The following is a 12065-nucleotide window of genomic DNA, read 5'->3' as shown; positions in this document are numbered from 1 at the left end:
GAGACAGCATGACCCCACAGATCGAAGCCTTTCTGGAAATGATGGCGGTGGAGCGCGACGCATCGCCCCACACCCTGTCGGCCTATGGCCGCGATCTGGCGGATGCGGAAACCTGGCTGGGCGACGCCGGGGGACTGATGGCCGCTCCTCAAGAGGCGCTGGAGGCATGGTTCGCCGACCTGTCGCGACGCGGCCTGTCCGCCGCCACGGCCGCACGGCGTCGCGCATCTGTGCGCCAGTTCTATCGGTTCGCGCTGGGCGAAGGCTGGCGCGCCGACGACCCTTCGCGCCGTCTCGACGCGCCCAGACAGGGCCGCAGCCTGCCCAAGACCCTCAGCCGCGACGAAATCGAGGCCCTGCTGGCGTCGGCGGCCGCCGACGACGGCGCGGCGGGCGTGCGCCTGATCGCCCTGATGGAGATGGCCTACGCCTCGGGCCTGCGGGTGTCTGAACTTCTGGCGCTGAAGGTTGAGGCCGTGCGGCGCGACCCGGCCTATCTGATCGTGCGCGGCAAGGGAGGCAAGGAGCGGCTGGCCCCCCTGAACACCGCCGCGCGCGAGGCGATCCGCGCGTGGCTGGACGCCCGCGACGCCGCTCGCAAGCCCGGCGCGCCGGACAGCCCGTGGCTGTTCCCCTCACACGGCAAGAGCGGCCATCTGACGCCGCGCCGCTTCGCCCAGCTTCTCGATCAGGCGGCCATCACGGCGGGGATCGATCCGACCCGCGTCAGCCCTCACGTCCTGCGTCACGCCTTCGCCACCCACCTGCTGGAAGGGGGCGCGGACCTGCGCGTGGTGCAGACCCTGCTGGGCCACGCCGACATTTCGACCACCCAGATCTACACCCATGTCGCGACCGACCGGCTGTCTCAGGTCGTCCACGCCAACCACCCTCTGGCGAAGGATGACTGAACCCCCGCTTGCCCCTTGGCTCTGCGCACTCTAGTTTCCGCCGCCTTCCGTAGCGCAATGCGCGCTTCCTCCTCACGGACGCCTAATGGCCACGCACTATCTCGAATTCGAAAAGCCGATCGCCGAACTGGACGCCAAGATCGCCGAGCTGTCGCTGCTGGCGCCCACCAGCGGTTCGTTCGAGGCCGAGATCGCCGCCCTGCGCAAAAAGGCCGACGCCATGCGCACCAAGGCCTACGCCAACCTTGACCCGTGGATGCGCACCCAGGTCGCGCGCCACCCGCAGCGTCCGCACTTCATCGACTACGTCGACGGCCTGTTCACCGATTTCGTTGAACTGCACGGCGACCGTCAGTTCGGTGACGATCAGGCCATTCTGGGCGGTCTGGCGCGTTTCCGCGGCCAGCCGGTCGTCATCATGGGCCATGAAAAGGGCCACGACACCCAGACCCGCATCACCCACAACTTCGGCATGGCCATGCCCGAGGGCTATCGCAAGGCGATCCGCCTGATGGACATGGCCGAGCAGTTCGGCCTGCCCGTCATGACCTTTGTCGACACGGCGGGCGCCTATCCGGGCATCGGCGCCGAACAGCGCGGTCAGGCCGAGGCCATCGCCCGCTCGACCGAGCGCGGCCTGACCCTCGCCGTCCCCTCCATCGCCACGGTGACGGGCGAAGGCGGATCGGGCGGCGCCATCGCCATCGCCTGCGCCAACCGCGTGCTGATGCTGGAGCATTCCATCTATTCGGTGATCTCGCCCGAGGGCGCAGCCGGCATCCTGTGGCGCGACGGTTCGCGGGCCAAGGACGCGGCCAACGCCATGAAGATCACGGCGCCGGACCTGATCGAGCTGAAGATCGTCGATCGCGTGATCCCCGAACCGCTGGGCGGCGCCCACGCCGACCGCGAAAAGACCATGCAGAACGTCGGTCAGGCGCTGGAAGAAGAGCTGAAGGCCCTGTCCAACCTGTCGCCCGAACAACTGAAGCAACAACGCGCCGACCGCTTCTACGCCATCGGTCGCCTTGGTTGATCTGGGGTTGATCTGAGGTTGATCTGGCGCTGATCGCGATTGCGCGGCGCCGTTTCGCCGCCGAAGCTGACATGATGCGATTCGCCCACACCCCTTCCGCAACAGCCGGGAGGCCCCCATGCGCGGCATGAACGGGGTCGGCGAATCCCTGCGCGAAAGCGCGGTGTTCAACTTCGACGGCGCGGTGACCATGGTCATCGACGATTCGCCGTTCTCGCTGGAGTTGACGGCGCAGGCGCTGCTGGGCTTCGGCATCAAGGTGCGTCACGCCTGTGAAAGCGCGGCAGACGCCATCGCCATTCTGCAGGACTGCCCGGTCGATCTCATCATGGTCGACTGCGAAATGCCGGGCATGAGCGGTTATGAGTTCGTGCGCTGGCTGCGCCGTTCGGGGCTTGAGCCGAACGCCTATGCCCCCGTCATCATGACCGCGGCCCACGTCCGCCGCTCCAAGGTGTCCGACGCGCGCGACTGCGGCGCCAACTTCCTGATCACCAAGCCGTTCAGCGCGGGTCTGTTGCTGGAGCGCATCGTCTGGGTGGCGCGCGACAACCGGCCCTTCCTTGAGGTCGGCGACTATTTCGGCCCTGACCGGCGTTTCCGCAGCGAGGAATGGCCCGGCCCCGAGCGCCGCGCCGAGGAACGTCGCAAGGCGGCTTTTGAACAGGAACGCAGGGCGGCAGCGCATCCATGACGGTCATCACGCACAATCGTCGCCGCAGCCGCCTGTCGACCCTGGTCGATCAACCCGGAGGCGTCAGCGTCGGCGTCGCCCTGAACCAGGCCCGCGCCAATCTGGCGGAGTTGGAGCCTCGCAGCCGCGAAATCATCCAGCAACAGGTTACAGCCCTGGGCGCCCTGCCCGTCCCCGAAGGCGTCGACACGGCGGCGCTGGACGCCGCCTATGCCCACGCCAGCGCGGTGATCGACGCCGCCGGGCCGTTTGAACTCAACGACCTGTGCGCCGCAGCGGCCAACCTGTGCGACCTGATCGACGCGGCGCCCGAGGGGCGTCCCTTCGACTGGCGCGTGGTCACGGTTCATGCCCAGGCGCTGCGCCTGCTGCTGACCCTGCCCGCCGACGCCGCCGACGCCCGCGCCAAGGTGCTGGACAGCCTCAAGGACGTGTTGAAAGCCAAGGTTCCGGGCGCCGCAGAACCCGAAGCCTAATCGACCTGCGTCTTCGCCCCGCGCGTCTGCTTGCGCCACAGGGCCGCATATTCCCCGCCCTGACGCGCCACCAGTTCATGATGGGCGCCGCGTTCGACGATCCGGCCTGCCTTCAGCACCAGAATTTGGTCGGCGTCAGCCACGGTCGACAACCTGTGCGCGACCACCAGCGTCGTGCGGCCCGTGCGGGCGCGCCGCAGGGTCTTCTGGATGGCGGCCTCGGTGCGGCTGTCCAGCGCGCTGGTCGCCTCATCAAGGATCAGGACGCAAGGGTCGGCCAGCAGGGCGCGGGCGATGCCGACCCGCTGACGCTCGCCGCCGGACAGCTTCAGACCACGCTCGCCCACCCGCGTGTCCATGCCCTCGGGCAGGTTGCGGATGAAGTCCGCCAGTTCCGCCGCCTCAGCCGCCGCCCAGACGGCCGCCTCATCCGCATCGGGTCGGGCGAAGGCGATGTTGGCCGCCAGCGTATCATTGAACAGGGCCACGTCCTGAGGCACCAGCGCGACCGCCGCCCGCAACGACGCCTGAGTGACGCTACGGGCATCCCGGCCGTCGATCAGTACGGCGCCTTCCTGCGGGTCCAGCAGACGCAGAGCCAGTTTTACGATGGTGGACTTGCCCGCCCCCGACGGCCCGACCAGAGCCGTCGTCGTGCCTGCAGCCGTGACGAAGCTGACGTCATCCAGTCCCGCCGCCCGTGCGTCGTGCCGGAAGCCCACATGATCGAAGACGATCTCGGCGCCGCAGCCGCTATCGGGGCGCGTCAGGTCGATGGCGCCGGGCGCATCGGCCACCTGCGGCGCCTGACGCGTCACCTTCAGCATCTCCTCCATGTCGATGAAAGACTGGCGGATTTCCCGATAGGCGAAACCCAGAATGTTCAACGGCGCATACAGGGAGATCATGATCAGCACCGCCGCCGTCACATCCCCCGGTCCCATCCGCCCGGCCGCCGCCTCGAACCCGGCCATGACGGCCATGATCCCCAGCCCGACGTTCATGATCAGCGCCTGAATCAGGTTCAGCGCCGCCAGCGAGGTGTTGGCCTTCAGCGACGCCTTGGCATAGGTCGCCAGCGAGGCTTCATAGGCCTGCGCCGCCCGGCCCTCGGCGCCGAATGATTTGACGGTTTCGTAGTTCAGCAGGGCGTCGACCGAAAGGCCCGCCGCCTCGCTGTCGGCGGCGTTCATGGCGCGGCGGTGCTCCAGTCGCCAGTTGCCCATAGCGAAGGTCGTGACTGCATAGACCAGCACCACGGCCACCGCCACGGCGCCGAAACGCCAGTTGTATTTGCCGCCCAGCACCGCTGCCGCCAGCGCCAGCTCCAGCACCGTCGGGCCCAGGTTGAACATCAGGATCCGCAGCAGGAAGTCCACCGCGCGCGATCCCCGGTCCATCACCCGCGACAGGGCGCCGGAGCGCTTGGTCTGATGGAAATCCAGCGACAGGCTAAGCGCGTGGGCGAAGGTCTCGGCCGCTGTCTTGCGCTGGGCCGCCGCCCGCACGGGGGCGAACACCACGTCAGACAACTGCGGCGTCGCCGCCGACAGGAAGCGCACCAGCGCCCAGCCCACGGCGAAGGCGGCGAAGCCCAGCCCCACCGACGCCGCCGGTCCCTGATCCGCCGCCAGATGGTTGACTGCCGCGCCCAGCACCAGCGGCGCCAGCACGCCCAGCCCCTTGCCCGCCAGCGTCAGCAGGATCGCCCCCGCTACGCGCCACGGCAGTTGCGGCGCGCCCGAACGGGCCACGACGCCAATCAGGTTTTTCAGCGCCTCCAGCGTCGGCGGCGCTTCCTGTTGGGCGGGATCGACGCCCGCGTTCATGGCCTTGGTCGCCACATCGCCGCGTCGGCCCGAACGTTCACCGCGCATCTGCAGACCCCGCCGCCATCATGTCTCCGCAGCGGGCCATGACCGCCATGTTCAGTCCAGACTCGCCACGGCGTCGATCAGGGCGTCGACCGACGCCTCGTCCGTCGCCCATGAACAGACAAAACGCACCGAGCCGTCATCGAACTGATAGCAGGCCCAGCCTGCTGCATTCAGCGCCTGATGCGCCTCGTCAGGCATCCGCACGAAGACGGTGTTGGACTCCACCGGATGGGCCAGCACGAAGGGCGTCCGCGCCTCAATGCCGTCGGCCAGCCGCTGGGCCATCAGATTGGCGTGAGCAGCGCCCGACAGCCAGTCGCCGGACTCCAGCAGGCCCAGCATCGGCGCGGCCAGCAGCCGCCCCTTGGACGCCGTCTGCCCCGCCTGTTTCAGCCGGTTGTCGATCCTGCGCGTCAGCGAACGGTTGAAGATCACCAGCGCCTCGACGCAATTCGCCCCGGCCTTGGCTCCTCCGAACGACAGGACATCAACGCCCAGACGAGGAATGTCCTTGGGGTCGAAACCCGCCGCCACGGCGTTGGACAGGCGCGCTCCATCCATATGCACGCCCAGACCGGCCTGCCGGGCCGGTTCGATCAGCAGGCGCAATTCCTCTTCGGAATAGACAGCGCCGTATTCCGTCGTCTGGGTCACGCTGAGCGCCGCCGCCGGTTGGCGATGGGCGACCTCGGCTTCTTCCAGTGCGGCATAGAGAGCCGCCACCTCGATCTTGCCCGAATACCCCGGCAGACCGATCAGCCCCACGCCCTGCCCAAAGAAGCCGGGCGCGCCCGTTTCATCGGTGCAGACATGGGCCGCGTGATGCGCCAGCACGGCCTCATAGGGCCGCGCCAGCATAGACAGGCCGATGGCGTTGGCGGCCGTGCCGCTGAAGACAAAGCGAACCTCGGCGTCCGCATCCAGCGTCTGGCGGATCAGGTCTGCCGCCCGCGCCGAGGTTTCATCCGCCCCATAGGCCCGCGCAAACCCCGCATTGGCGTCGACCATGGCCTGTAGCGCCGAGGGCGCCATGCCTGAGGTATTGTCGGAACCGAAATCAAAACGCACGGCTCATTCTCCCCCTTGGGTCGGCGTTTCATCCGGGATCGGCGCCATGACGACCCGGGCGAATTTAGCGTCCTTCGCCGGCACCTCGACCTGATGCGGGAAGGGAATCTCGATACCGGCCTCGTCCAGCGCTTCCTTGCCGGACTGCATCAGGTCGGCCAGCGTCTGCCACCAGTCAGCGGTATGCACCCAGGCGTGCAACGTGATCTCGACAGAGCTGTCCAGCAGGGCCGTCACCCCGGTCCAGACCGCCGGATCCTTCAGCACCTTGTCATGCAGCCGCGCGACCGCCGACAGCACGTCGCGCGCCTCTTTCAGGTTCTCGCCGTAGCCGACGGTGAATTTGATCTCGATTCGGCGCGTCCGCTGCCCCGTCACATTGACAATGACATCGCTCAGCACCTTGGAATTCGGAATGACGATCCTGTGGTTGTTGGCGTTCATCAGTTGGGTCGTGAACAGGTCCAGCTTCTGCACAGTGCCGGAAGCGCCGCCGACCTCAATGGCCTCTCCCACGCGATAGGGGCGCAGGATCAGCAGCATCACGCCCGCCGCGACATTCGACAGCGTCCCCTGCAGCGCCAGACCCACGGCCAGCGACGCCGCGCCCAGAACCGCGATGATGGAGGTCGTCTGCACGCCCAGTCGCTGCAGCACCGCGATCATGCCGATGATGATGACGACCACGCGCACGATCTGGACCAGGAAGGCCAGCACCGTCGGATCGCGTCGCACCAGCCGGGTGCGCGCCAGAATCTTCCGCGCTGCCCCTGACGCCCACCGCGCCGCCACCAGCGTCAGCACGAAAATGAGCGCCGCCACCGTCAGATTGATGGCGAAATCGCCCAGCATATCCATCGCCTTGGCGACGATGGCCGCGTCAGAGGTCAATCGCTGTTCACCGGCGGCGACCACCTTGGCAATGGGGTCCGTGACAGCGACTAGGGTATGCGGAGAATTCACGGGCATGGTCCGGGTCTAACGCACGTGCAGCCGATTGGAAGCCCCGCCGGTCAAGCTTTTTCACCGTTTCAGGGCAAGCCCGCCCCGCCTTCGATGGCGACCTGCAATTCAGGCAAGCCCTGAAGGGCGCTGTGACGCCGGGTCATGACAGGCCGCCTCAGGCCGCGGCGACGTCCTGACCGTCGTCATACAGGCCGCGCAGGGCCTCGCGTCCTCCCCTGGCCTGGCCCATCAAGGCCGAGAGGCTGCGGAAATCGATCGGCTTATTCAGATAGGCGTCGGCGCCGGCCGCAAGGCCGACTTCATGATCCTCGCTGCGGGCCGAGGCGGACAGGACGATGATGGGCGTCTGTGTATTGGCGCCGCCGTTGCGGATCATCCGCGTCGCCGTCAGGCCGTCCATGACCGGCATGTTGACGTCCATGACGATGAGATCGAAGCGCTGATTGCGGGCGATGTCCACCGCCTCCTGCCCATTTTCAGCCATGCTGGTGCGCCGCCCTGTCGACGCCATCCACGCCTCAAGGATCATGCGGTTGACGGCGTGATCCTCAACCACCAGCACCTCCATGCCATCGCCCTGATCCGTATCGCCTTCGATCCGATGCATCTGAGGCGCGGATCGCCAGGCCACGACATCTCCCTCAACGGTGAAGGTGAAGACGGAACCTTCGCCGTGGCGCGAGGCGACGGTGATGTCCCCGCCCATGATATTGGCCAGACGACGCGAAATCGTCAGCCCCAATCCCGTCCCGCCGAAACGCCGCGTTGAGGATGCGTCCACCTGGCTGAAAGGCTGGAACAACTGGTCCATGTCCTCTTCGGAAATGCCGGCGCCGTTGTCGATCACGGCGAACTCGAAGGCCGCCCGACGGTTGGAAATACGCCGCCCGCGCGTGACGAAGCGCACCTGTCCGTGATCGGTGAACTTCACCGCGTTGGACAGCAGGTTCTGCACGACCTGACAGACCCGCAGGGGATCGCCGCGCACAACGGCGGGAATATCCCCCTCGAACGTGGTGATGAACTCCAACCCCTTGGCCTCGGCCTGCGCCTCGAACGGACCGACGATGCGGCGGTGCAGATCCTCCAGATCAACGTCCACGGACTCGAAGTTCATCCGCCCCGCCTCGATCTTGGTCATGTCGAGGATGTCGTTCAACAGACTGAGCAGATTGTCGCCCGAGTTACGGATGATGGCCAGATATTCACGCTGGGCGCCTTCCAGCCGCGTCGCGCTCAGCAGTTGCGCCGCGCCCAGCACGCCGTTCATCGGCGTGCGCAGTTCGTGAGAGATGACGCCCAGGAAACTGGACTTTGCTTCATTGGCCGCATCGGCCCTGTCGCGGGCGGCCTCAAGTTCTTCGATCAGATGGGCCTGATGAGTCTGGAAGGCGCGGATGCGCTCTTCCCGCAACATCGTCACCATCACCAGGACGAACAGACTGATGGCGGTCAGGGGGGCCACCGCCACAAAGGGCCAGAACATCGGCTCGCCGATCAGACTGGCCGTGATGACCAGACCGACCAGACTATAGGGCGAAGAGATCAGGACCGCCTGTCGGGGCGAGTTCCGCAGTTGGGCGAACACCAGCATATAGCCGGAGAACAGCAGGGCGATCGCCAGCTCATGTCCAAACGGCGCCTCGGAAAACCACGCCATCAGGGGCGCGATGGCCCATACGACCGTCGTGGCCGTCGCCACAGCCGGAAACACCATGCCCCAATGCGCGCCGACCCTGTGGCTGACGTCTTTCTCTACGATGCTGCGCAGCAGACCCGCCGCAAGGGTGGCCATGAACCAGAGCAGCCCATGCGCCCAGCCGATCGTCGCCATCAGGCCCACGGCCCAGCTGAAGATGATCAGATAGCGCAGATGCTGGGTCTGAAGGATGGCGGCCAGCGCCTGAGCCGCGTCGGCGGGCGACTGACCCGCCTCCACTTCCTTTGTAAACCCATCCGAACCCACCATAGCGATGGCCCCCGCCCGCTGAAAAATGCTTCGGGCGGAGAACCTAATGCGAAAGGTTCTAAAAGGATATGAACAAAAATAACCCCGTAATCTGAATTTTTCAGCGGTCAGCGTCGAATGATCTTCAGCCCGCTTCCTGCGGCGTCTGCGCCCGGATGGACAGGGCGTGGACCGGGCCGGACAGCTCTTCTTTCAGCACGGTATTGACCGCACGCTGTCGCGCGACCCGTCCCTGACCGGCGAAGGCTTCGGAAACGATGGTCAGCTGGAAATGGCTTTCGCCGCCGTCCCTGGCGTCGATACCGCCCTCATGATGGTGGCCCGCGTGCTTCCAGCTGTCATCTTCCAGCTCCAGCCGCTCTGGAGCGAAGGCTTCGGTCAGTTTTCTGCGCATAACTGTCGCGATCGGGCCGTCAGACATAGGGACTCCTTGAAGCTGTCCAATTCGGCCCTACACTTCGGGTGATGTCTGCGTCTTTTCAATACAAACCACGCTTCACCGACATTCGGGTGAAGCCGCCGCGTTCTGACGATGAGCAGGAGGCGGCGGAGGACGTCCTGCGCCTCAAGCCCGGCGAAAAACCCTGCGAGTGGGCCGAGTGCTCGCGGCCGGCCACCGCCCGTGCGCCCAAGTCGCGTGAGCAGCTGAACGAGTTCTACGATTTCTGCCAGCCGCACGCCGCCCAGTACAACAAGAGCTGGAACTTCTACGCCGGCATGAACGAGGACCAGATCCGCGCGGCCCAGGAAAACGAAGCCATGACCGGCGGGCGTCCGACCTGGCAGATGAAGGCGGGGCCGCAAACGCGCGAGGCCGCAGCCGCCGCCGCCAAGGCAGGCACGGCCGACAACGCCGGCGCGGGCTCATGGCGCGACAGCTTCGGCCTGTTCGGCCGCAGGGTGTACGCCGACGCGCCGGCCCAGAACGACCCTCATCACGGGATCGGACGCCTGGAGCGCGCCGCACTGGCTGATTTGGGTCTGGAGCCGGGCGCCGACAAGGCCGCCGTCAAGGCGCGCTATCATGAGATGCTGAAGCGTTTTCACCCCGACACCAACGGCGGTGATCGCGGGGCCGAGGCCAAACTTCAGAGCGTCATCAAGGCCTGGAAAACCTTGAAGAAAGCCGGCCACGCCTGAGAACGCGCAGCAGGCCGCCCCTTGCGGGCGGCGCCTCAATGCGGATCATGACCTGATCATCGGCCCATGAGTCCCATATCTCGGCGAACGCCCCGGCCTCGCCTTCGTCGCGCATGACGCGCCGTGTCTCATTGACCGCGTCGGCGAAGGTGTCGGCTTCCAGCGGATACATCTGCGGCGTGCACTCGGGCGCATCGTAAACGTAGCAAAAGAACTGCGTCTGCGTTTCCATCATCCCCTCCCCATCGGGAGCGATGCCTCATTTATTAACATCCTGCGGGGCTTTTCCCGAATCACAGAACCGTTGGCCCTGCGGGGCGTTGGCTATTCATCCATTCATTTCATCCACAGCCTGGGGATAAGGAGACGACAGATGGAAGTCCTGTACCGCGCCCACGCCACCGCCTCGGGCGGAGGGCGTGAAGGAGGCCGCTCGGCCACGGACGACGGCAAGATCGACGTGCGCCTGTCCACGCCGTCGGAAATGGGCGGCAAGGGCGGCGACGGAACCAACCCCGAGCAGTTGTTCGCAACCGGCTACGCCGCCTGCTATCTGGGCGCTCTGCGGCTTGTATCCGGCAAGGCTGGAACCCCCGTCGGCCCGGACACCAGGGTCACAGCCGGGATCGGCTTCGGCAAGAACACGCATGGCGAAGGCTTCAATCTGGATGTCGAACTGAAGGTCACGGACCACGGTCTGGACCGGGAAATCATCGATGAGCTGATCCAGAAGGCGCATCAGGTCTGCCCCTATTCCAACGCCACGCGCGGCAACGTCGAGGTCGCCCTTTCGGCTGAATAGGCCGACCGGCCCCATGACCGGCCCATGACGAATAATCCATCCGGCCCCTCGCGCGTGTTGAGCCACGCGCGCGAGGGCGCTAGTTGGATGCCATGACCTCTCCGCTCGACGCCTCCCCCGACCCGCTCGTCACGCTGGAACCGCATCGCAAGGTCACGCTGAAGGAAGCATTCGGTATCGACTCCGACATGGTCGTGCCCGCTTTCGAGACGCGCGACAGCCATGTGCCCGAAATCGACGAATCCTATCGTTTCGACCCGCAGACGACGCTCGCGATCTGCGCGGGCTTCGCCTACGACCGCCGCGTGATGGTTCAGGGCTATCACGGCACCGGCAAGTCGACCCACATCGAACAGGTCGCCGCCCGTCTGAACTGGCCGATGGTGCGCGTGAACCTGGACGCCCACGTCAGCCGGATCGACCTGATCGGCAAGGACGCCATCGTCCTGAAGGACGGCAAGCAGATCACCGAGTTCCGCGAGGGCATCCTGCCGTGGTCGCTGCAGCGCCCGGTCGCCCTGGTGTTCGACGAATATGATGCGGGCCGCCCAGACGTCATGTTCGTCATCCAGCGCGTGCTGGAGGCGCAGGGCCGCCTGACTCTGCTGGACCAGAACCGCGTCATCCGCCCCAACAAGTGGTTCCGCCTGTTCGCCACCTCGAACACGGTCGGCCTGGGCGACACGACGGGCCTGTATCACGGCGCCCAACAGATCAACCAGGCGCAGCTGGACCGCTGGAACATCGTCACCACGCTGAACTATCTCGACCACGACGTGGAAGCCGAGATCGTCGCCGCCAAGGTGCCGGAATGGAACGATGCCGAGGGCAAGCGCCGGATCGCCGCCATGGTCCGCGTCGCTGACATGACCCGCAACGCCTTCATGAACGGCGACATCTCGACCGTCATGTCGCCCCGCACGGTCATTACCTGGGCCCAGAACGCCATCATCTTCGGCGACGACGTGGCCCTGAGCTTCCGCCTGACCTTCCTGAACAAGTGCGACGAGCTGGAACGGCCGACCATCGCTGAATTCTATCAGCGCGCTTTCGGCGAGGACCTGCCGGAATCGGCCACCCGGGTAAAAGTCGGCTGACACAGCCGCCCAACGCCAAATGAAAAGGC

Annotated in this window: 12 protein-coding genes; 7 read left to right on the top strand and 5 right to left on the bottom strand. The window is 66.1% G+C overall.

What is annotated here, in order from left to right; all coding sequences use genetic code 11:
* The first annotated feature begins 8 nt into the window (after positions 1-8).
* From ACORJG_RS05940 to ACORJG_RS05925, 4 genes are all read left to right on the top strand, one after another.
* Entirely contained in the window at positions 9-911 is a 903-nt protein-coding gene (locus ACORJG_RS05940) for a tyrosine recombinase (RefSeq protein ID WP_427792361.1), read from the top strand.
* A gap of 85 nt (positions 912-996) precedes the next feature.
* Positions 997-1947: an acetyl-CoA carboxylase carboxyltransferase subunit alpha gene (locus tag ACORJG_RS05935; RefSeq protein ID WP_427792360.1), complete on the top strand. Its 951-nt coding sequence runs from the start codon at positions 997-999 to the stop codon at positions 1945-1947.
* A 118-nt stretch (positions 1948-2065) separates the two neighbouring features.
* Positions 2066-2641: a response regulator gene (locus ACORJG_RS05930; protein ID WP_427792358.1), complete on the top strand. Its 576-nt coding sequence runs from the start codon at positions 2066-2068 to the stop codon at positions 2639-2641.
* Complete coding sequence (locus tag ACORJG_RS05925; RefSeq protein ID WP_427792356.1) at positions 2638-3117, top strand: chemotaxis protein CheE; 480 nt, start codon at positions 2638-2640, stop codon at positions 3115-3117. Before ACORJG_RS05930 ends, ACORJG_RS05925 begins: the two co-directional genes overlap by 4 nt.
* Here ACORJG_RS05925 and ACORJG_RS05920 read toward each other — a convergent pair.
* The 5 genes from ACORJG_RS05920 to ACORJG_RS05900 all read right to left on the bottom strand — a co-directional run bounded on the left by ACORJG_RS05920 (position 3114) and on the right by ACORJG_RS05900 (position 9418).
* Positions 3114-4994 carry an ABCB family ABC transporter ATP-binding protein/permease gene (locus ACORJG_RS05920; RefSeq protein WP_427792355.1) on the bottom strand — a complete coding sequence of 627 codons (1881 nt, stop codon included), beginning with the start codon at positions 4992-4994 and terminating at the stop codon, positions 3114-3116. The genes ACORJG_RS05925 and ACORJG_RS05920 overlap by 4 nt on opposite strands.
* A 51-nt stretch (positions 4995-5045) precedes the next feature.
* Positions 5046-6062 (bottom strand): threonine aldolase family protein, encoded by a 1017-nt coding sequence (locus tag ACORJG_RS05915; RefSeq protein WP_427792353.1) that lies wholly within the window; start codon positions 6060-6062, stop codon positions 5046-5048.
* A 3-nt stretch (positions 6063-6065) separates the two neighbouring features.
* Positions 6066-7031 (bottom strand): mechanosensitive ion channel family protein, encoded by a 966-nt coding sequence (locus tag ACORJG_RS05910; RefSeq protein WP_427792351.1) that lies wholly within the window; start codon positions 7029-7031, stop codon positions 6066-6068.
* Positions 7032-7182: 151 nt separating this feature from the next.
* Positions 7183-8997, bottom strand: coding sequence for an ATP-binding protein (locus ACORJG_RS05905; protein WP_427792349.1), 1815 nt, complete (start codon positions 8995-8997; stop codon positions 7183-7185).
* 124 nt (positions 8998-9121) lie between these two features.
* Positions 9122-9418, bottom strand: a complete 297-nt coding sequence (locus ACORJG_RS05900; protein ID WP_427792348.1) for a BolA family protein — start codon at positions 9416-9418, stop codon at positions 9122-9124.
* A gap of 44 nt (positions 9419-9462) precedes the next feature.
* Here ACORJG_RS05900 and ACORJG_RS05895 point away from each other — a divergent pair, with 44 nt between their 5' ends.
* The 3 genes from ACORJG_RS05895 (at position 9463) to cobS (ending at position 12036) form a co-directional block, all read left to right on the top strand.
* Complete coding sequence (locus tag ACORJG_RS05895) at positions 9463-10137, top strand: J domain-containing protein (protein WP_427792346.1); 675 nt, start codon at positions 9463-9465, stop codon at positions 10135-10137.
* A 373-nt stretch (positions 10138-10510) separates the two neighbouring features.
* A complete protein-coding gene (locus ACORJG_RS05890; protein ID WP_427792345.1) occupies positions 10511-10939 on the top strand; it encodes an organic hydroperoxide resistance protein in 429 nt (142 codons plus the stop codon).
* 92 nt (positions 10940-11031) lie between these two features.
* Positions 11032-12036 carry a cobaltochelatase subunit CobS gene (gene cobS, locus ACORJG_RS05885; RefSeq protein WP_427792343.1) on the top strand — a complete coding sequence of 335 codons (1005 nt, stop codon included), beginning with the start codon at positions 11032-11034 and terminating at the stop codon, positions 12034-12036.
* Positions 12037-12065 lie beyond the last annotated feature (29 nt).

The sequence above is a fragment of the Brevundimonas diminuta genome (assembly GCF_050310045.1).
In the GTDB taxonomy this organism is placed as follows: domain Bacteria; phylum Pseudomonadota; class Alphaproteobacteria; order Caulobacterales; family Caulobacteraceae; genus Brevundimonas; species Brevundimonas diminuta_F.
This window is presented reverse-complemented; position numbering and strand designations above follow the sequence as displayed.